The organism is Chryseobacterium sp. POE27, assembly GCF_039727685.1.
Classification (GTDB): Bacteria; Bacteroidota; Bacteroidia; order Flavobacteriales; family Weeksellaceae; genus Chryseobacterium.
In genome coordinates, this window is sequence record NZ_CP152475.1 from 1,049,908 (window position 1) to 1,071,205 (window position 21,298).

18 protein-coding genes, 1 tRNA gene and 2 pseudogenes are annotated in these 21,298 nt (G+C 35.4%); 6 read left to right on the top strand and 15 right to left on the bottom strand.

Translation table 11 applies throughout. The features are described 5' to 3' along the window. Positions 1-62: 62 nt before the first annotated feature. From AAHI02_RS04860 to AAHI02_RS04900, 9 genes and pseudogenes are all read right to left on the bottom strand, one after another. Positions 63-329 (bottom strand): hypothetical protein, encoded by a 267-nt coding sequence (locus tag AAHI02_RS04860; RefSeq protein ID WP_346985687.1) that lies wholly within the window; start codon positions 327-329, stop codon positions 63-65. 229 nt (positions 330-558) lie between these two features. After that, entirely contained in the window at positions 559-2,886 is a 2,328-nt protein-coding gene (bglX, locus tag AAHI02_RS04865; protein WP_346985688.1) for a beta-glucosidase BglX, read from the bottom strand. A gap of 165 nt (positions 2,887-3,051) precedes the next feature. After that, a complete protein-coding gene (locus AAHI02_RS04870; RefSeq protein ID WP_346985689.1) occupies positions 3,052-3,759 on the bottom strand; it encodes a prolyl oligopeptidase family serine peptidase in 708 nt (235 codons plus the stop codon). Between the two features lie 83 nt (positions 3,760-3,842). Further along, positions 3,843-5,232: pseudogene (locus AAHI02_RS04875) on the bottom strand (glucoamylase family protein). Positions 5,233-5,253: 21 nt separating this feature from the next. Then, positions 5,254-6,642: a glucoamylase family protein gene (locus tag AAHI02_RS04880; RefSeq protein WP_346985690.1), complete on the bottom strand. Its 1,389-nt coding sequence runs from the start codon at positions 6,640-6,642 to the stop codon at positions 5,254-5,256. 71 nt (positions 6,643-6,713) lie between these two features. Next, complete coding sequence (locus AAHI02_RS04885; protein WP_346985691.1) at positions 6,714-7,757, bottom strand: LamG-like jellyroll fold domain-containing protein; 1,044 nt, start codon at positions 7,755-7,757, stop codon at positions 6,714-6,716. Positions 7,758-7,809: 52 nt separating this feature from the next. Next, positions 7,810-8,103: a RagB/SusD family nutrient uptake outer membrane protein gene (locus AAHI02_RS04890; protein ID WP_346985692.1), complete on the bottom strand. Its 294-nt coding sequence runs from the start codon at positions 8,101-8,103 to the stop codon at positions 7,810-7,812. Beyond that, the gene (locus AAHI02_RS04895) at positions 8,075-9,361 is read right to left on the bottom strand and encodes a RagB/SusD family nutrient uptake outer membrane protein (RefSeq protein WP_346985693.1); all 1,287 of its coding nucleotides are present in this window, start codon (positions 9,359-9,361) and stop codon (positions 8,075-8,077) included. Before AAHI02_RS04895 ends, AAHI02_RS04890 begins: the two co-directional genes overlap by 29 nt. A 17-nt stretch (positions 9,362-9,378) precedes the next feature. Beyond that, complete coding sequence (locus AAHI02_RS04900; RefSeq protein WP_346985694.1) at positions 9,379-12,240, bottom strand: SusC/RagA family TonB-linked outer membrane protein; 2,862 nt, start codon at positions 12,238-12,240, stop codon at positions 9,379-9,381. 433 nt (positions 12,241-12,673) lie between these two features. Between AAHI02_RS04900 and AAHI02_RS04905 the strand changes: the two genes are divergently transcribed. Together AAHI02_RS04905 and AAHI02_RS04910 are read left to right on the top strand one after the other, a co-directional pair. Continuing rightward, the gene (locus AAHI02_RS04905) at positions 12,674-13,351 is read left to right on the top strand and encodes a DUF4197 family protein (protein WP_346985695.1); all 678 of its coding nucleotides are present in this window, start codon (positions 12,674-12,676) and stop codon (positions 13,349-13,351) included. A gap of 40 nt (positions 13,352-13,391) precedes the next feature. Beyond that, a complete protein-coding gene (locus tag AAHI02_RS04910) occupies positions 13,392-13,697 on the top strand; it encodes a DUF493 family protein (protein ID WP_042721409.1) in 306 nt (101 codons plus the stop codon). A gap of 56 nt (positions 13,698-13,753) precedes the next feature. Here AAHI02_RS04910 and AAHI02_RS04915 read toward each other — a convergent pair whose 3' ends face one another. The 5 genes from AAHI02_RS04915 to AAHI02_RS04935 form a co-directional block, all read right to left on the bottom strand. After that, positions 13,754-14,104 carry an ArsC/Spx/MgsR family protein gene (locus AAHI02_RS04915; RefSeq protein ID WP_346985696.1) on the bottom strand — a complete coding sequence of 117 codons (351 nt, stop codon included), beginning with the start codon at positions 14,102-14,104 and terminating at the stop codon, positions 13,754-13,756. 75 nt (positions 14,105-14,179) lie between these two features. After that, complete coding sequence (locus AAHI02_RS04920) at positions 14,180-14,794, bottom strand: deoxynucleoside kinase (RefSeq protein WP_346985697.1); 615 nt, start codon at positions 14,792-14,794, stop codon at positions 14,180-14,182. Between the two features lie 31 nt (positions 14,795-14,825). Further along, positions 14,826-15,779, bottom strand: coding sequence for a hypothetical protein (locus AAHI02_RS04925; RefSeq protein WP_346985698.1), 954 nt, complete (start codon positions 15,777-15,779; stop codon positions 14,826-14,828). A gap of 96 nt (positions 15,780-15,875) precedes the next feature. Beyond that, complete coding sequence (locus tag AAHI02_RS04930) at positions 15,876-16,898, bottom strand: glutaminyl-peptide cyclotransferase (RefSeq protein ID WP_346985699.1); 1,023 nt, start codon at positions 16,896-16,898, stop codon at positions 15,876-15,878. Between the two features lie 196 nt (positions 16,899-17,094). Continuing rightward, positions 17,095-17,168: transfer RNA gene (locus AAHI02_RS04935), tRNA-Arg, on the bottom strand. A 48-nt stretch (positions 17,169-17,216) separates the two neighbouring features. Between AAHI02_RS04935 and AAHI02_RS04940 the strand changes: the two genes are divergently transcribed. The 4 genes and pseudogenes from AAHI02_RS04940 to AAHI02_RS04955 all read left to right on the top strand — a co-directional run bounded on the left by AAHI02_RS04940 (position 17,217) and on the right by AAHI02_RS04955 (position 20,997). Further along, complete coding sequence (locus tag AAHI02_RS04940) at positions 17,217-17,633, top strand: hypothetical protein (RefSeq protein ID WP_346985700.1); 417 nt, start codon at positions 17,217-17,219, stop codon at positions 17,631-17,633. Continuing rightward, positions 17,554-18,264, top strand: coding sequence for an ABC transporter substrate-binding protein (locus AAHI02_RS04945; protein ID WP_346985701.1), 711 nt, complete (start codon positions 17,554-17,556; stop codon positions 18,262-18,264). Before AAHI02_RS04940 ends, AAHI02_RS04945 begins: the two co-directional genes overlap by 80 nt. 43 nt (positions 18,265-18,307) lie before the next feature. Then, the gene (gene mtgA, locus AAHI02_RS04950; protein WP_346985702.1) at positions 18,308-18,952 is read left to right on the top strand and encodes a monofunctional biosynthetic peptidoglycan transglycosylase; all 645 of its coding nucleotides are present in this window, start codon (positions 18,308-18,310) and stop codon (positions 18,950-18,952) included. A 13-nt stretch (positions 18,953-18,965) separates the two neighbouring features. Then, positions 18,966-20,997: pseudogene (locus AAHI02_RS04955) on the top strand (recombinase). On the opposite strand, the gene AAHI02_RS04960 reads toward AAHI02_RS04955, so the two are convergent. Then, positions 20,975-21,271 carry a hypothetical protein gene (locus AAHI02_RS04960; protein ID WP_346985703.1) on the bottom strand — a complete coding sequence of 99 codons (297 nt, stop codon included), beginning with the start codon at positions 21,269-21,271 and terminating at the stop codon, positions 20,975-20,977. The pseudogene AAHI02_RS04955 and the gene AAHI02_RS04960 overlap by 23 nt on opposite strands. Between the last annotated feature and the right edge of the window lie 27 nt (positions 21,272-21,298).

Below are 21,298 nucleotides of genomic sequence, written 5' to 3' on the forward strand. Positions count from 1 at the left end.
GATAACTGATGAATGAGAGTTAAATAATAAAAAGCCACTTCCTGCGAATGGCTTTGTGTTCATTAGTGATAAATTACTACATCATCTTTTTTAATCTGATACCCTTTTTTCTTGTAAGGAACCAATACGTAACTATCTTTGATTGCCTTTCCGCTTTTCCACACTCTGCTTTTGCCCTGTCTTTCAAGGATAATACTTTTTGCAGCACCGTCCGGAATAAATATTTCTGCTTTTTTCATGTTTTTGCTGAAAATTACCGCCGTCATTGAAGCATAACCTTTATCGGAATCCACTTCTTTGAGCTTGATTTTTTGTTCAAAAACCCGCACACATTCATTTTTTATCTGGGAATACGTATAGCCCGCAGAGCCAATACACCCATGAACATCTCTATCGTTCCCTACAACCGGAGTCTTTTTTTTGAGACAACATCAAGGAACTAAGAAACATCAAACTGAATAAGATTGTTTTTTTCATATGTTTATTTTTAAAGTTTTCTGGTGGTTTAATCTTACTCTAATATACAAAAAAAGTCACTCAAATTGAGTGACTTAAATTTTATTTTGTCCAGTTAATCTTTGAATGTTTCACGTCTGCAGAACTTGTTCCGATCATGATATCAAATTCTCCCGGTTCCCAGTCAAATTTTAGATTTCCATTATAGAATTTAAGATCTTCAGGAGTAATATTAAAGGTAACCTTTTTAGATTCTCCTTTTTTCAGCATTACCTTTTGGAAGCCTTTAAGTTCCTTAACAGGTCTTGTGATGCTTCCCACCATATCCCTCATGTATAATTGAACAACCTCAGCTCCATCGTAGCTTCCGGAATTCGTAACCGTTACCGAAGCCTGAATCGTCTGGTTTCCTTTCGGATTAGCATTAGAAACCGTAATATCAGAATAGTTGAATTTAGCATAGCTTAAACCATATCCGAACGGATAAAGCGGTGTATTACATTCATCCATATAATTGGAACGGAATCTCTGATATTCACATTTATCAACAAGCTTCTGATCCAATGGTCTTCCTGTATTCTTTTCATTATAATAAATAGGCACCTGTCCTAAGCTTCTTGGGAATGTCATCGGGAGTTTTCCGGAAGGATTTACTTTTCCAAAAAGAACATCTGCGATTGCATTTCCAGCTTCCGAACCCGGGAACCATGCATTCAAAATAGCATCAGGAGCGTCTTTAACATTGGTAAGTGCCAACGGACGACCTGTGAATAATACCATAGCAATTGGTTTTCCCGTTTTTTTCAATTCGTTTAATAAATCTACCTGAGACTGAGGAATGGTAATTTCCGTTCTAGAAGAAGATTCACCACTCATTTCAGCAGATTCTCCTATGGCAAGAATGATAACATCTGCTTTACCGGCTACCTCAACGGCTTCTTTTAATAATGCTTCTTTTGAACGATTATCTCGGTCTGTTTTCTTACCGTGAGCTGCATAAATCTCTTCCAATTTCGCATCATCATCAATATTAGCTCCTTTTGCAGAGATAAACTTAACGTTTTTACCATAGTTAGCTTCAAGTCCCTGCACCAGATTTACTGATTTGTCGTGCTTGGCAGCAACACTCCACGTTCCGGTCATATTAATGGAATTATTCACCAAAGGACCGATAACCGCTACTGTTCCGGAGGCTTTTAAAGGAAGTATCTGATTTTCATTTTTCAATAAAACCATAGATTGAGCGGCAATATTTCTGGCAACATTTCTGTTTTCCTGACTGAAAACTTCTTTTGCCGCTAGTTTTGCATCTCCGTGTTTGTAGGGGTTATCGAATAATCCGAGGTCATATTTTGCCTCAAGAATTCTTCTCGCTGCCATATCGATTTCAGCCTGGGTCACTTTTCCTTCAGATAAAGATTTTTTAAGGGTTGTCAAAAAGCCTTCACCCACCATATCCATATCAACCCCCGCTTTCAGAGCCAACGCAGAAACCTGCTGAAGATCCCCCATACCATGATCTACCATTTCATTGATTCCTGTATAATCAGTAACTACAAATCCTTTGAATTTCCATTGATTTCTTAATACTTCCGTCTGGAGCCATCTGTTTCCGGTAGCAGGAACTCCGTCCACTTCATTGAAAGAAGCCATTACAGAAGCTACTCCTGCATCGACAGCAGCTTTATAAGGTGGAAAATACTCGTTGAACATTCTGATGTGACTCATATCAACGGTGTTGTAATCTCTTCCTGCTTCACCGGCGCCGTATAATGCAAAATGTTTTACACAAGCTAAAATAGTATTCCCGGCTGAAAGATCTTTACCCTGATATCCGTACACCATATTTTTAGCAATCTCACTTCCTAAATACGGATCTTCTCCCGAACCTTCGGAAACCCTTCCCCATCTTGGTTCACGGGAAATATCCACCATTGGAGAGAACGTCCAGTTGATTCCGTCAGCTGAAGCTTCTTTTGCAGCAACACGCGCCGATTGTTGAACAAGATTCATATCCCAGGATGAAGCCAGTCCCAATGGAATAGGGAAAGTTGTTTCATATCCGTGGATCACATCCATACCAAAAATCAAAGGGATTTTGAGACGGCTATTTTCAACGGCTACTTTCTGAACGGCCTTGATTTTATCAGCACCTTTTATATTGAATAGTCCACCCACTAAGCCCTGTTCTACTTTCTTTCCGATGTCTGAGCTTTTAGCCAAACCGGTTGTAAAATCGCCGGAACTAGGTAAGTTCAGCTGTCCGATTTTCTCATCCAATGTCATTTTCGACAAAAGATTGTCTACGAATGCTTTCTTTTTAGCCTGATACTGAGCCGTCTGATAGGATTGAACAGGCTTCGATACCATTTCCTGTGCCGAAAACACAGGCGCCAGTGCTAAAGTGGCCATTACAATTAACTTTTTCATAAAATCTATCTTCTTTAATTATAGTTCTAATTTTTTTGTTTTTTGTTGATTACGCAAAGATGCAAAGTTTTTCTGACAAACTTATTTTAGGGCACAAGGCGTTTGACTTCGTCGAATTTTCGATTTCACTCAACAAATAATAGCAACTTTTTAAAATTACTAAAATTATTTTTCTTTCCTTTTTGACAGCATCCATTCATACAATTTAGGATCAGAATAGGTCGAATCCCAGGAATTATGATTGTCATTCGGGAAAATTTTCAGTTCTGCTGAAGGATTTACGGGATGTAAGTTTTGGTAAAAATTAAATGCATTTTCCGGTAAAACCACGTCGTCCATTCCGCCATGGAAAATCTTCATATTCAGATTTTTGTATTGATCAATGTTTGCGTACATCACTCTGTCAGTAGGAGCACATACGGAAACCACGGCTGCAAACATTTCGGGATGTTCCATCGCCAGTTTCAGGGTTCCCCATCCTCCCATTGAAAGTCCTGTAAGGTAAATCCGCGAAGGATCAATCTTATATTTTGCCTGAATTTCTTTGATCAGAGCATAAACGGTAACCGTATCCCACCACATGTTTTCGGGACATTGCGGAGCCAGAATAGCTACAGGTTCCTTAATCAGATTTTTATATGTGAACGGACTGTGAGCCTTAACTATTTCAAGGTTATTGCCTCTCTCCCCGGACCCGTGAAGAAAAACGATAAGCGGAACATTGCCTTTGGCATTTTGGGGATAATCCAGAATATAGGAAATTTTTTCCGTTCGTTTAACTTCTTTATTCAACTCCGCCTTTATCTCCTGTGCATGTAAGCTTAATGAAAAAGGCAGGAAAATAAATGGTAAATGCTTTAGTTTTAATTTCATTTTACTTTTTTAAGTTTTGGCTAAAGCCTATTAAATGTGTTTACAATGGATTAAAAACCATTCCTGCTTAATAATAAGTCAGATTATTTTATTCCATACTTTGGAGATTGGAAACTCAGCTTCTTTAATCCTTGTTGAATTTCAGGCGCATTCATAAATAACTTCCATAAAAATCCGGTTCTGTAATTTTCGATCATCGGGGCAATTGTTCCCTGATCTATGGCAAGGTATCTTGGTGTTGTCCAATTATCATAATTAATCGAATTGGCATCATAAGGGCCTGCAGATCCTATAAATTCCGGCTTCTGTGTATACAGAAAGCGTAAAAAAATCCATGGATTCTTTAGGCGTGTACGGAAAACTGCTCAAAGCTGCTGTAGGTGTAATGACTCCTCTGTCATTTTGCGGAAAATGGGCATCATAACCAACACTTCCGTCGCTGTTTCTTGAATAACTTGCTGTTAATCCCCAATAGTTTGGTCCATAACCTTTCCAATTTTTGGGATTTTCAACACAATATTTATAATCAACAAGCACCTGATTTTTATTTAAATCAAAATAATTCTTGATTAATTTATCTGAAAGATTTGTAGGATCAAGACCGATGTACGAATAATGCGCCCAGAATAAAGGACCTCCATATTCTTCCGCACCGTTGTGTTTAACATATAACGGAAGATTGTATTTTGTTTTGTCGGAAAGATAGCTTCCATTTCTTGTCCAGCCTTTATAATATGTTTCAGCATCGATTGGATAAGTTGGTGAAGATGCCGCTAAAATATAAGTTATCAGGCATTCGTTGTATCCCTCCAATGGAAAATTCATTTCCCATTGGTAGTCCGGTGACCAATGCCAATACAATACTTTCTCACCGCCTTTTGTGTACCAGTTCCATTGGATGCCTTTCCAAAGTTCGTCACACTTTTTGGCTAACGCTTTTTCTTCAGCATTTCCGTTTTTAAAATATTCACGAACCATTAAAATCCCTGAAGTCAAAAATGCCGTTTCCACTAAATCTCCGCCATTATCTTTTTTCCCGAAAGGAACTGTTTTGCCTGTTTCTCCATTAATCCAGTGAGACCAGGCTCCTTTGTGACGGTCTGCTTTAGCCAGGAAATCCATCATCGTAGTCAAACGCTTCACCGCTTCTTTTCTGGGTACAAAACCTCTTTCAACTCCTACCAGAACAGTTGCAAGACCAAATCCGGAACCACCTGTTGTAACAACATGTTTGTCATTATCAGGATAGATATTATCCTCATGGTAGCGTTCTCTTCCAAGTAAAGAATGAGGCTCAGCGTAATCCCAGAAGTATTTCAGGGCATCTTTCTGTACTTTGTCCATTAGTTGCTGATCAGTAATATCATTTTTCACCGTCTGCACTGTCAAAGGCTCTTTTTGGGAAACCTGTGAATTTTTGCAAGAGACTGTGAGTAATGATATTAAAGTGATTGACATTATAATCCTCTTCATATTAATATTTTTATATTTTTTTTAAAATCCGTATTGTGTAGAGTGGAAACCTAATTTAATTAACCCTTGCTTCACATCAGGAGCATTCATAAATAACTGCCATAAAAACTGGCTTTTATAATTTTCAACCATTGGTGCAATTGTTCCCTGATCTATTGCCAGATATCTAGATGTAACCCAATTATAGTGAACAGAATACGCATCATAAGGGCCTGCAACTCCTATATATTTATTATAGTTTTCGTTATACAAAAATCTAAGCATACTCATACTTTCCGTAGGAGTATAAGGCATACTTGACAAAGCTGCTGTAGGAGAAATAACGCCCAGGTCGTTATTCGGCTGATGCGCTGCATATCCTGTTGAGCCATCAGCATTTCTGGAATAACTTGCTGTAAGCCCCCAACTTTTGGAATTATATCCCTGCCATCCTTTTGGATTTGTTACACAATACTGATACATTATTTTTGCATGGTTTGTTGTTGCATCACCATAATTTACATATTCATCTGATAAACCTCTTGGGTCCAAGCCTAAAAATGAATAATGAGACCAAAACATTGGGCCGACAGTACCGTTTGCTCCGTTATGATTAACTACTAAAGGAATTCCATATTGTGATCCTGTATTTTTTATGCTTCCACTTCTGGCCCAACCTTGCTGATAAACGGGTTTTTCAATAGCGTAATTGGGTGAAGCAGCTGCCATTACATAAGTAATTAATGTTTCGTCGAAACCTTTTAGTTGCAGATTCATCTGGAAATTGTAATTGGGAGACCAATGCCAATATAATACATTTTGTCCCTGAGTGTACCAATTCCATTCAATTCCTTTCCATAACGTATCCGCTTTCTGTGAAAGTGTCAGTTCTGAATTATCAGAAGAGTTTTTAAAGAATTCTCTCACACAAATTAATCCCTGCGCTAAAAACGCGGTTTCCACCAGATCTCCTCCATCATCCATTGTACTAAATGGAATAACCTGTCCTGTTGACCCGTTTATCCAATGTGGCCAAGCTCCGTGAAACCGGTTTGCGTTCTGTAAGAAATTAAGTGAAGTACTAAGTCTTGAAACTGCTTCAGCTCTGGAAATATATCCATTTTTAATTCCTACAAGAATAGTCATTAGTCCGAAACCAGATCCCCCAGTCGTAACAACATTGGCATCTTGTCCCGGATTATCTGTATGATATCTTTCTCTCGCGAGTTTGGAATTAGTTTCTGCATAGTCCCAAAAGTATTTTAACGCGTCTTTTTGGAGCATCTCGATTAATTGGGGGTCGGTATAGTTGTTTGCGGGATTTGGATTATATGTTTCACCAAGAGACTCTGTGGAATTAGAACAACTATTTCCACTAAATATCACAATAAAACAGAATCCAAAGTATTTTAAAAAAATTTTTTTATTCATATTATTAAGAAAAACACTTTATGACAAATATAGCCATAAAGTGTTCATTTATCTTGTAAATTAAAAGTAATTTAATACGATTTACTTGCAGTTACTTCATTCTGGTCAAGTGCTTTATTGTACACTCTTATCTCATCTATTAAACTTAAATCAGAATTATGTCCCCAATATGAAAATGAAGGAGCTCCGGAGCCAATTACTATATTACTACTAGATGAAAAATCAAATGGTGTATTATATGGTGCAGTTCGAACCAATACACCATCAAAATAAATTTTAGATTCAGTCTTTGAAATAGTAACAGCTATATGAACCCATTGGTTATTAACAGTCAGTGCACCTCCGTCGTTCCAAGATTCATCACCCCCTATACCTAAATTAAGCTTAATAGTCTGAGATGTAGTATTTCCCTCTCTGAATAATCTAAAACCTTTCTTCCTATTTTCATTTGAATTGTCAGCATCATCATTTATTGTAATAATTCCTGCACGATCGGGCGATGAATTCAATTTATACCAAAAGGTAAAGCTTACTCCATCAACACTATATAAGCCAGATAAAGGAAAAGTTAAATAAGAATTACCAGAGCCTCCATATGCCGAACCCGAGTATCCATTAGAAACTGTATTTGGACTTCCTATTACAGTGGGATTATTAGTACTTATAACATCTGTAAAAACATTTCCTCCAGAAAAAGGCATATATAATGTTTCATAAGGGCTTTTCTTAGTGTATTTATCTACAGTGAAGGTGAAGGATTGGGATGTAGCCTTCCCCGTTTTATCTTTAGCATCAACTTTAATTGTATGTGACCCCGTTGAAAGATTGTTATAAGAATAAGTTCCATTGTAAATTCTATAGTCAAGGAAAGAATTTTTGCTTTCGATTTTAACACCATCTAAATATACATCAACACTTCCTATTTCAATATCATCAACTACTTTATACTGAAATTTGACATTAGCGCCTGAAGCAGACGATGGAATAAAAAGATTACCAGTTGGGCTGACTATTTGCACCGTAGGTGCTGTAATATCATTTCCTTGCGCCACCTCGCTAATATCATCTATATATCCATCTGAACAAGCAGTGGAAAAGGTTATAAGACAAACCACCGAAATAGTTAATTTTATTATATTTTTTTCATTGTAACAAGAATAAAAGTTATTACTTATCTAAAGCATTTATTTTTTCAATTTGAGCTAATGGATATGGCAAAAATTGTTTATCCATTGTAAAGTTTCTACCGTCATAACTTAATGCAGCAGTATTACCTAATCTTACCATATCAAAATAACGGATTCCCCACTCCATTCCTAATTCTGCAAACTTTTCATCCATTACCTGATCGGCAGTGACTGAAGATAAGCTACTTAATCCTGCTCTATTTCTAACAATATTAACAGCATTCACAGCAGATCCTGCTGTTGGGTTAGCCCCCCCTAGCAACGGCTTCTGCATACATTAACAATACCTCTGCATACCGAGTAATAATATAATTTTTATTACTTCCATAACTAAGCCTTCCCGGTATTAACTGATTAGTTGGCAAATAATGCTTTCCACTAAAGAATAGAGCTCTTGCAGAATTATTAATTTGATCATTGTCAGGAGTTATATTGGAAACCCATGTAGGAAGTGTCGTAAAATTTGGATCTTCTTTAATTTTAGAAATACCATCTGGTGTGAATAAAACATTTGTTACAAGCCTTCTTTGTTCATTCCTATTAAGCATAAATTTTATATACTTCAAACTTGGTTCATAAAATCCCCAACCCGCTCCTGCTCCTGTTATGGAAGGAGTCCAGCTGGTTGGTCCATAAAAATCCCAAAGATGCTTCACGTTGTTACCTGTTCCTACCCCAAAGTCTGAATATTGAATTTCCAATAAATTCTCATCAGCCAATTTACCTGGTGTTTTAAATAATTCATAATAATCGCTATAAAGTGTAAACTTGCCTGAGTTAATTATCGCACCAGTAGCATCAGCAACTCCTTGATAATTTTTCAATTCCAAGTTAGCCATTGCTTTAATTGCCAAAGCCGTATATTTTGTAACCCCTCCTCTAATATCTGTACGCTGGTTAGGTCTCATGTCTGGTAGATTTGGTATGGCTTGATCCATTTGAGAAGAGATCCAAGACATAACATCATCTTTAGACTTTAAAGTAAGTTTACTTTGATCTAGCACTTCCATTACAATTACCTTGCCCCAAACTCTTGAAATTTCTAAAGTATAGAAAGCCCTAAGGGTTTTACATTCTGCAATATATTGATCGATTAATTGAGAATTTACACCACCTGTTCTAAATTTTTCTAACTGATCCATTTGTGCTGTAACCTGTACTATTCTTTGATACCAGATTTCCCATAAAGAATTATACATCCAGTAACTACGATCATAAGAATACTTGTCTGTATCAGTAAAAGGTGCCTGATCTCCTTTTCCACCAGCATTAACATCATCACCTCTCACAGAAATTAAAGGAATCTGCTCCCACCCTAATCCAGTATCATCATAGCCTCCGTTATTATTCAATTTTTGTCCTGAAAGCGTTGCATACGCTCCCATCACAGCACCTTTTGCTCCTTCCACACTAGAATAATCGTAACTGTTTCCGGCATCTAATTCCATAGGCTCATCTAATTTATTATCACAACTAGATAACACCAGAACACTACCAAGTAACGCTATTTTTATATATTTAAATCTTTTCATTTTGATAAATTTTAATTTTAGAATTTTATGCTATAACCCATAGATATAACAGATGGAGTTGGGTAAACATCTAAATTAACCCCATCATTTGCAACTTCAGGATTCATTAAATTTTTACTTTTTGTCCACATATAAGGTCTATCAGCTGTTAAAGTAAATCTCATTTCAGGAATACCATTTGCTTTTAAAGTATAACCTATCTGTATATTTTGTACTCTAAAAAAATCTCCATCCTGCAACCAGAATTTGGACAATTTCTGATTGTTCCAGCTTTGGCGGTAACCTTCTGAAGAAACATAATCATTTGTAGTTCCTTCCCCATGCCAACGATTGATCGCAAAATTTGCATCAATATTTCTTCCTGTAGTTCTTATAACCTCGGCTCTGTTTCTATTTAATATCTTATTTCCGCCCTGTCCGTAAAATGCTACAGAAATATCCCAATTCTTGTAATTTACTGCAATTGATCCTCCATAATAATAAGTTGGAACAGGTGATCCCAAATACATTCTGTCATCGGAATCTATTTTTCCATCACCATTAATATCCCTATACTTGAAATATCCAGGTTTTACAGTTCCTGCCCCTTGATTAGCATTTGCATAAACAGCTGTTGGATCCGCATTAACTTCAGCTTGGTTCTGATACACTCCAATAACATCATATCCGTAAAAAACATCTATAGGCTGCCCAACAACTAACCGTTGTGGAAAATCACCAGAGCCTCTAGCAATAAAAGCTTGACCATTTAAATCAGTGATTTCATTTTTAATATGACTGAAATTCCCATTGATACTATATCCCCAATTTTCACCGATTTTATCTCTCCATCCCGCAGATATTTCGTATCCTTTATTTCGCATTGTACCAACATTTTTATAGCTTACTTCGCTTCCTATTATTGGTTGAACTGGGATAACCATATTTTTAGTATCCTTTATAAAGTAATCCGCTTCAACAGTTAATCTTCTACGCAAAAATTCTGAAGACAGGCCAATATTAGTTTCTTCCGTAAATTCCCTTCTTACATCATCCTTATAAGTTGTAAATTGATATGCAGCCACATAAGTATCAGCAAAAACGGTATTAACAGCAAAAGGTGTATTAGCTCTATTTGCATTAACAGCATCATTAGCCAATCTCCCCCATCCTGCACGGAATTTTAAGAGATTAATCCAGCTTACATTTTTCAGAAATGATTCTTCAGAAATTACCCATCCTAAGCCCAATGCAGGAAGATTAATTGTTTTCTGATTGGGAAATTTGTTAGAACCTTCATTTCTTAGTGTTGCATATGCTATATACCTGTCCATAAATTTATAAGACAATCGCCCAAAATAAGAAGTTCTATAGAAACGGTATGGCTGACCTTCTGAAGTTATTCTTCCATCTGGGGAAGCATTATTAATATACCAAGTACTTTCATTATCTCTTGAAAACAAGCTACCATTGAAGAAAAAGCCTTTCATACTAAGAAACTTGTAAGATTGATCAGCATAAGAAGTACCTGCTAACAATGTGATATCATGCTTTCCGATTGTTTTATTCCATGTAAGGGTATTATCCCAAATATAATCTTCATAAGTTGCATTATTTCTTGTTATTGAAGATTGGTCTAAGGTTCTTTGAAAGCCATTTCCTATATTATTCACATAATATGGCAACTCCATTAAACGCTCACTAATATTTCTGTTATTATAAGATAGCGTTGTCTTAAATGTTAGCTCTTTAGGAAGTAAATTGATCTCGGCATAAGCATTAAAATTTAAAGATTTTTGCACTCCTAATTTATCAACATTGTCCATCAAAGCAAATGGGTTATCATGCCCTCTATATCCAAGAACTTGAGCGTCTGCATAAGGTTTTACGGTAGCATCAGTAAATAATTGATCATAAACAGGCATGACGGGAACAGCATAATAAATTTGTTGCCAAGCTGATCCTTCATCATCATATTTTTCACCGCGTGTATAATTTATAACCGTTCCAACCGTCAACCAATTCGTTGCTTTAGCATCAACTTTCGCCCTAACATTAAATCTTTGGTAACTATTTTTCATATCAAGAATACCCTGCTGTGAGAAAAAGTTACCCCCTAATGAATATGCTATTTTTTCAGAACCACCATCAACCGAAAGACTATGACTTTGAATTGGAGCAATTCTTAACGCTTCTTTATACCAATCTGTATTAACATTAGGAAGATTTGGATTAGTTCTGCTTCTTCCAAACCGCTGAATAGAAGCTCCAATAGCATCTATTTCAAATTGAGATCCTGATTCTAGAGCAAAATTTGTATATTGCTCAGTATTTGCCATTTTGATTACATTATTCGCATATTGATAACCGTAATAAGTATCATAAGTCAACTTTGCTTTTCTGTTATAACTCCCTCCTTTAGTAGTTATTACAACAACTCCATTTGCAGCCAACACTCCATAAATTGCAGATGCAGAAGCATCTTTAAGAATAGTAAAATCCTGAATATCATTAGGATTTAAAAATTCAATATTATCTACAAAAAGACCATCCACAACATATAGCGGCTGATTATTTCCATTAATAGAATGCACACCTCTAATGTTAATTTTAGGAGCCTCACCTGGGGAGCCGTTCGAAATAATCTGAACACCCGCAACTTTTCCCTGTAACGCTTGTGTTGCTTGACCAGATGGTGTCTTAACAATGTCCGCTGCCTTAACTGTAGCAACTGAACTTGTCAGATCTATTTTCTTCTGTTTACCATACCCAATCATCACCACCTCCTCAATTTTCTGTTCCTTAGCAACAGTATCTCCTGGAGTGGTCTGTGCATTGACATTCATACCAAAGTATAAAACAGCAATGAGACATGAATACTTTAAATCACTTTGTTTCATATAGTTAAATTTTATTCGTACAATCATATTTAACAAAAAGACAAACGTCTTTTTACTGCTTATCATGTGAATAAAACCTTATTCTCATAAAAAGACATTAGTCAAAATTATAAAAATATCTTGAACAATGTTAATTTTACTTAATGTTTTTATTTTTCTGTTAAAATGTAAATTTTCTTTAAAACAACAATATTGCTTTACATTTGAAAATAATATCTAAAATTTAGAATAAATCGATTTATTTTAAGTTAATAATTGAGATAAATTAACAAAAAAAATTTAGTAACATCATTAACATTTATTTCTTTTACTAAATATTTTGAGTTGATTTGTTAAATAGTCTTATCATTAACTACTATAAAATTTGTTAAAACAATAATTGTAGTTAAATTTGGTTCATTATTTGAAAATGTATAATATTTAATCGTCAACAATGAAAAAATACATCATTGCTGCTGTTCTTATTATGGGTACAGGAGCTATTATTAATACAGCAGTTCAATCTTGCACTACTCTTGCAACATCAGACTTAGGTCTTTCAATTATTAAAAGGTTTCTTTTAAGCGGGATTGATAAAGGGGTAAACATCTACAGCAACAGAGAAGCCTTTCTACAAAATAATATGGTAGATAAAGCCCTTCCGAAGCAATTGAGAGAAATCAATTCTATGCTTGAAAAAGTGGCTCCTTCACTGGTTGAAAAAGAAAGAGCATATATTGCAGATGCCGCTGTATATACCGTCAACATTTCAAAACCAATTCTTGTAAGTGCCGTAAACAGCCTGAATGCGCAGGATGTCACAAGAATTATTCAGGGAGAAAAAGGGACTGCCACCCTCATTCTTAAAGAAAAAACATCACAGCAGCTTATTGCAGCGATCACTCCTAAAGTTGAGGAACAGCTGAACCAATACGGTATTGTGAGAAGCATTAATACCGCTTTATCCGGAAGTAATCTTTTGGGAAGTCTTCTTGGAGGCAATAAAAGTACGGTAAATGCAGGTGGTTTAAGCCAATTAGCTTCAGAACAGCTGGTAAACGGAATGTTCAATATTATTGAAGATTATGAAATCCAGAACTCTAAGTCACTTCTCGGACCACTTGGAAAATAGAAAAAATTTCGCTAAATTTATATATAATTAAAATTGGTAAATGGATATTTTACAAGGAAATCAACATGCAAGTCCTGAGGATTTTTACAACTCATTAAAGACAAAACTGGAAGATCATCACGATTTTCCGGAAGATTATTTATTTAAATTTATCATTCCGACGGATCAGGCAAAATTAACAGAGATTTACAGAGTTTTTGACGGAATTAAATTTACACTAGGCAACAGAGAAAGCAAAAACGGAAAATATACAGCATGTAACATTAATGCATTTGTTTTGGACGCCGATCAGGTGGTAAAAATTTATAAAGAAGTCGCAAAAATAGAAGGCGTAATTCTATTATAAGAAAAAAAGTCAGCGTAATTGCTGACTTTCTGTTTACATTCTTAATATGTTTTTATTTATTTCTCGATAAAATACTTAACATTTTCTACAGGCCTCCCAATCATTGCTACAGAACCTTTAATTAAAATAGGCCTTTGAATCAGTGATGGATTTTCTGCTAAGATATTAATCCATTCTTCCTCCGACAGGTTTTTGTCTGCAAACTTTTCAAGATATAATTTTTCGTTCTTCCTGATGATATCAAACACACTCTGATTCAATTTTTTTAAAACAGTTTTAATTTCCAGAGGACTTAATGGCTCTTCAATAATATTAATGATTTCAAACGGAACACCATTTTCATCAAGGTACTCCAAAACCGCGTTGGATTTTGAGCAATTTCCGTTATGTAAAACTTTCACTAACATTTTTAAATGTATTTAATACTCAACAAATTTAGAAAGAAACAGAATGAAAACATATTAATTTATACTAAATCTTTGTTAAAACAATCCATAAAGTTCCGCTTCGATCTTTTCAAGGATGAATCCGAAATCTTCCGGCTTTTCTACAAAATCAAGATCATCAACCTCTATAATCAATAATTTTCCCTCGGTGTAATTGGATATCCATTTTTCGTACTTCTGATTCAGTTTAGAAAGATATTCAATACTGATTGATGCTTCGTATTCTCTTCCTCGTTTATAGATTTTTTTTACCAGATTCGGAACATCAGATTTAAGGTAAATTAATAAATCAGGTGCAGAAACAAAAGATTTCATCAAATTGAAAACTGAATCATAGTTTTTAAAATCCCTGTCCGAAAGCAGGTTCATATCGTTAAGGTTTTCTGCAAAAATGTGGGCATCCTCATAGATCGTTCGATCCTGAATAATATTTTTACCACTATCCCGGATCTCTTTTACCTGCCGGAATCTGCTTCCTAAAAAGTAAATCTGCAGCGCAAAGCTCCATTTGCTCATATCTGCATAAAAATCTTCGAGATAAGGATTGTGATCAACATCTTCAAACTGCGCATCCCATCCGTAATGCTTTGAAAGCATAGTCGTTAAAGTTGTTTTTCCTGCTCCAATATTTCCTGTAACTGCAATATGCATATTTTATCCTTATGTTAAATGATTTATCCGACTAATCCCCTGCAGACTCCAGCGTGGAAATTTCCTCGATCAGCTTTTGCAGAGAGCTTTCCCCAGGATTTTTATCTTCTATTTCCTGAGTTTTTTTCTCCAGTTTTTCTTCCTGGCTGTCAGGTTCTGCAATTTTCTCTTCTGATTGTTTTATCTCTTTCTCCTGAGCTTTTGGCTGTAAATCCGGTTCAGTCTGCGGCTCGGTTTCCTTATTTTTTTCAAGGCTGTAAAGATAAAGTTTGTTGGCCTTGATTTCAAAATAAGAAAGCGTATTTTTATCCACAATCTGCGCATCAGGATCCTGAAAAATTTTAACCATTTCTTTTTCCGGAATGTATTTTAAAATAGAGTTTGGAGTAATCACTAAAATAAATTCATTTTCCCTTCTGAACCGTTTTCCGTTTTCAACGGTCGCCTCAAATATTTTTTCAAACTTAAAAGTATATACTCTTATATTGTTTCTCGTGAGAATATAGATTTTATTTTCATACACCAGAAGATCCATAAGATCATCAAAACTTGCATCAAAAGGATAAGAATTAATAATTGTTTCATTTCTGAAATTGTACTGAATAAGCCTTTTGGTACTCTCGTCCAGCAACCACAGCTGCTGAAGATCCTCCGCATAAGCCATTTTGATAAAACCAAATTTCTGCTTAAAATCCACCCGCTGAATCTCATTCATATTCTGATCAAAAAATTTCAGCTCCTGAGCATTTTCCGAAAAAAGTGGAACACTCAGCGGATTCTGTACAGTCTGCACTTTATATGGAACCGCAAGCATCATTTTACCGATCTGCTTTCCCAGAGAATCATATTTGGTAAGGCTAAAATCTTTGTTTTTGTAGATATAGAGATTTCCATAGTCGTCTGCAAGCATATCTTTAGCTTCCTTGAGTTTCAAAGTGTCTAAAGGAAGAGATTTCTGTGCATACAGCGAACAGAAAGCAAACATAAATATCAAATATAATACTCTCAAATTATTCTACTGAAGTAGCGTCCCAAAAGGAACGCTACCAATTTACTATTTTATTTTGTATTTAAAATATAACTATTGAATAGCAACTTCATAAATCTTTGGCCAGTTTTTTCCGGTAACCAGCATATTTTCTCCTTTAAAAGCAATTCCGTTTAGTACGTCATCACTTCCTTTGGTATTTTGTTTTGCAATATCTGTAAAATCAAATGTTCCTACTACCTCTCCGTTTTCAGGATTAATTTTTAAAATGATCGGTTTCTGCCAAACATTTGCGTAGATAAATCCGTTGTGGTATTCAAGTTCGTTCAGCTGATCGTAAGCCTGAGAACTTCCCGCAACAGCAATATATCTTACCAGTTTAGAAGGATTAGCAGGATCCAGGAAATACAGAAGCTTGCTTCCATCTGATGCAATAAGGTTTTTACCGTCATACGTAAGTCCCCAACCTTCTCCCAAAACATTCGGATAGGCAAATTCAGATAATAATTTCAATGAACTTTTATCATAAATATATCCTTTTTTACTCTGCCATGTAAGTTGATAGACTTTATCTCCGACAATCGTGCTTCCTTCAGAAAAATCTTCCTGCGGCTGCTTGGTTGAAGCCAATGGCGTAGTGGTCCCTAATGTATATTTTAAGATTTGCGAAGATCCGTTTTGTCCGTCACTTTCATAAATCGTATTTCCTTCAATCTGAAAACCCTGAACAAAGTTTTTAGGATCATGAGGGTATTCTGCTACAATTTCGTAAGAGATCTTTTTTTCCGGATTTTTGGCAAAAACATTGATGGTAGCGTCCTGAGTAAGTGTTTCGCCACCCTTTGTTTTGATATTGAAAGTAACCGGATTGTCACCTAAGGTGAAAAATTTCGGATTTATCGTTAAATCGGATGTTTCTTTGTCTCCGAAACTGATAGAGATACTTTCTGCATCGTCAGTCACTTCACTTGGCAAAGCAAGTTTATCTCCGAAATGATATCCTTTCTGCTCCATTGAGTTGTTGTAATCTGCAAGCGAATCCAGGATTTTCTTATCGTTCTTACAAGATGCCAGCAACATGATCGCCGCAAAGCCGGCTATGATATTTTTTTTCATTGATTTCTAAATAAATTTCTCCAAAATTAGCAAAATTTATTACTCCCTGCTAATTTCCGTAATATGTTGATCAAATTGTAATATAGTTAGAACTGATCCTCATCATAAGTCTTTTAGAATTTACAAAAAAAACTCCAATGATTAAACTATAAAAAAATAGCGCCACTTAATTATAAGTGGCGCCTTTGTATATTTGTGACCTCGACAGGATTCAAACCTGTAACCTTCTGAGCCGTAATCAGATGCGCTATTCAGTTGCGCCACGAGGCCATTGTTAAATGGTTTGCAAATATAGCACTTTTTTACTTTCTTTGAAAGATGAAACCAAGAATTTTATTATTAATCGCATTTTTGACGCTAACGGCTTGTAAAAGAGAACAAAAAAAAATACCTGCAGAATCTGTTTCCATATCAAATCTTGTACAATACAAGGAAGAAAATGGAAATGTTCACATTCAATCAGGAAATTTTAGTTATGATTTTAAACAAAATCAGCTTCCTTTTAAAAGAATTATCCTGCTGAATGCAAGTATGGCGGGATATATATCGGCACTCGGGGTTGAAGATCTGGTTATCGGCGTTGCAAGTCCCGAATATATTTATTCCGATAAAATTCAGAATTTATTAAAAGAAGGAAAAATTCAGAATGTAGGGAATGAGCAGAAATACGATGTCGAAAAAAATCCTTTCTTTACAACCGGATGCCATTTTTACCAATCACATCGCAAGTTTTGACAATACCTATAAACTATTAAAAGACAACGGAATTCAGGTCGTTTTCCTGGACGAATACATGGAGCAGAAACCGTTGGAAAAAACGGCTTACATCAAGCTTTTCGGAAAACTTTTCGGAAAAGAAAAAGAGGCAGTAACTCAATATGATGAGATCGAAAAAAACTATAAGCAGCTAAAGCAGGTTGCTTTAAAAGCAAAAGTCCGCCCAACGGTCTTAGCCAACGAAATGTACGGCGATGTCTGGTATCTTCCCGGAGGAAAAACAGCTGTAGCCAACTTTATTAATGATGCCAACGCAAACTATATCTTAAAAAATAATACAGATGAAAAAGCAGTTACCATGAGCTTTGAGGAAGTTTTTGCAAAGGCAGATCAGGTTCAGTACTGGGTCAATGCCGGAAACCATACGTCAAAAAAAGAAATGCTGGGAATGAATCCTGTTTACAGTAAATTAAGTGTTTTTAATAAAGGAAAGATGTATGTTATTACCGGAAAAGAAAAAGCCAAAGCCAATGACTTTTTTGAAAGCGGAGTAGTAAGATCTGATCTTGTTTTAAAGGATTATATTAAAATTTTCCATCCGGAACTTTTACCTGATTATCAGCTTACCTATATGAAAGAGTTGCAATAACTCAGACTATTTGCTTATTTTTGGATTTCTTTTTTTATACATTATGTGGAAAACAATTAAACGCATTATATTTATCATTCTCATTCTGAATGTATTATTTATCGTTTGGGGTAGATTTTTTAATCCGCCCATAACCATCACACAGATCGGAGGTTTTTTTGAATACGGAAAACTGCACAGAGATTACATTTCTTATGATGAGATGGGGAATAATGTAAAGAAAGCCGTAATTGCTTCAGAAGATCAGAAGTTCTTCATGCACGACGGCTTTGATTATAAGGCTATCGAAAAAGCCATGAAAAACAATGAAAAAGGTAAAAAACTGAGAGGCGGAAGTACCATTTCACAACAAACCGCAAAAAATATTTTCCTTTGGCAGGGACGAAGCTGGATCAGAAAAGGTCTTGAAGCAGTCTACACGTTCATCATTGAAAAAGTATGGAGCAAAGATATTATTCTTGAAAGATACCTCAATTCTATCGAAATGGGACAAGGTGTTTTCGGAATTGAGGCTGCGGCTCAATATTATTTCGGAAAGCCTTCAAAAGATCTTACGGTGTCTGAAGCAGCATGGATTGCAGCCGTTTTACCCAATCCTAAAAAGTATGATCCTAAAAATCCATCGGCATATTTAAGAAAGAAACACAATTGGATCATGAGACAAATGAGGAATGTGAGTTTGAAATAGTATCTTTGTACTAATGAAACTCTTTAATTCCAGCACAAATTTTGAGTCTGTTCTTAAGAAATATTTTTCTTTTAAGAATCAGACGCATTCTCTGGAACCCTTTGCGGAATTTCTGGAGAGTATTAAAAATGCGGATTTCACAGATGTTCTTAACTTTTTCAGAAGTAATATTCAGATTTCTGAAAACTTCAGAAAGTATATTCATCATATTTTCAGCAACAAAACATTTAATCTTTCTGTAACGGAAGCAAATATTCTGTCGGAAAACGCATTTATTCCTGAGTTGAAAAAGCGTATTCTGAATAAGATACTTCCTCCGGTCGTTAATGAGCAAACGATCTGGTATATGATCGATAATGTGAGCTTTACACCGAAAAAAGACCTTAAATTTCTCCAGAATCTCCCTGAAAATGAAATTGATGAGCTCTTTATTATTCTGGGTATATCCGATTTTATTGTAAGACCTGAGGTAAAAAAAGAGCTTCTTTTCTCCATGAATATCCTTTCATGGCGTGTTACCGGTTCCGCCATGGAAGTTGAGGTTGTAAGGATGGCTCCCCAGTACCGTAATTTTGACAATCCTTTCCTTGCTTTACAGAACGAGCTTGAAGAGCTTGCTGCAGAATTTGAAAAAAATCCCGAGCTTCAGCTGAATTCCAAAGACAGCAGGTACAAGCAGATTAAAATTTATATCGAGCAATGTCTTGAGTTTGTTAATATTTCATTTAAAAACTCTTCAAAATACGGAATTTCAGGAAAAATTAACCAGTCTTTACTAAAGATCCGTCAGCAGATTCAGAGAATTTACGAAACCGTTCAGCTTTTAGTTATTGACGGAGAAAAAGATGTTTTAATCAATTCCAAGCAATTGGTATTTAATATTTTAAGCTATAAATCTCACAGAAATAATATTTCAGAGCTGATTAATGACAGCACAAGGCTGATCTCACATCTTATCACCAATCATACTGCAGAAACCGGTGCGCATTATATCACCTCAACGCGTAAGGAATATATGACGATGTTCTATAAAGCCAGTGGTGGTGGAATAATCGTTGGTGCTTTATGTGTTTTAAAAATGCTGTATGGTTATGTACCGGGAAGTGATTTTTCGCATGCATTTTTATATTCCATGAATTATGCGATGGGCTTTGTGATGATTTATCTGATGGGCTTTACGCTGGCAACAAAACAACCGGCTATGACGGCCGCAACGATGACGAAAGTTTTGTCAGAAGAAGGAAATATTAAAAGCGACAGTAAAGAATTTGCGCATTTGGTTTCAAAACTCTTTAGAAGTCAGTTTATTGCGTTTGTAGGAAATGTACTTTTATCTTTTCCCATTGCTTTAATTATCATTTATGGTCTGGATGTTTTCTTTTCACAAAACCTTGCCGTTGAAAGATCGGATAAATTACTCATGGATCTTGATCCGTTTAAGTCTAAAGCTATTTTACATGCTTGTATTGCAGGTTTTTACCTTTTTATTTCAGGGATTATTTCAGGGAATATTGGAAACAATTCCGTGTTTTATCAAATTCCTGAAAGAATATCTAAAAATCTCTCCATAAGAAGACTTTTTTGGGAAAAATTTCGCGAAAGGGCTTTCAAAATATTATGCTAAAAACTGGCCGGGAATTGTTTCAAATTTCTGGTTTGGTGTTTTTCTGGGTGCAACCGCTCCTGTCGGTTTATTTTTAGGGCTTGATCTTGATATCAGGCACATCACTTTCGCAGCTGGAAATTTCGCTTTAGGATTGTATGGAAAAGATTTTTCAATCGATACTTATACGTTCTGTATTTCCCTGGTTACAGTCTTTCTGATCGGATTTTTCAACTTTGCCGTGAGTTTTAGTCTTTCCATGTTTTTGGCCTTCAGATCGAGAAAACTGAATTTTGGACAGGTAAGTGAAATTTATAAAGGAATTTTTAAATATTTTTTAAAGAATCCGTTGAGGTTTTTTATTCCTTTACGATCCGGTCTGGACAAAAAGACTGATGATCTTATGAACAGTACGATTCCTACAAAATCTGAAGATCATTAAATTTATCAGCCCCGAATTTATCTTTGAATTTTTTAAGATAGAAACTTTTACGCATCTGAAAATCGTGTTTTAAAAGAGGAGAATTAATTTTTATAATAACTGTCTGATCTTCAATATTCACGCTCTTGATTTCACAGAAAAGGCTTCCATCAAGATATTCTTCTAGAAAATCCTTGATTTCAAAGGCGATGAGTTTATGTTCAAAACCATAAATTCTTGCAAAAGATTTCACAAGCTCTGATGACTGATATTCTCGTTTTTTATTTCTTTTCATGATGAATAGAGCTTAACTTTAAGATTT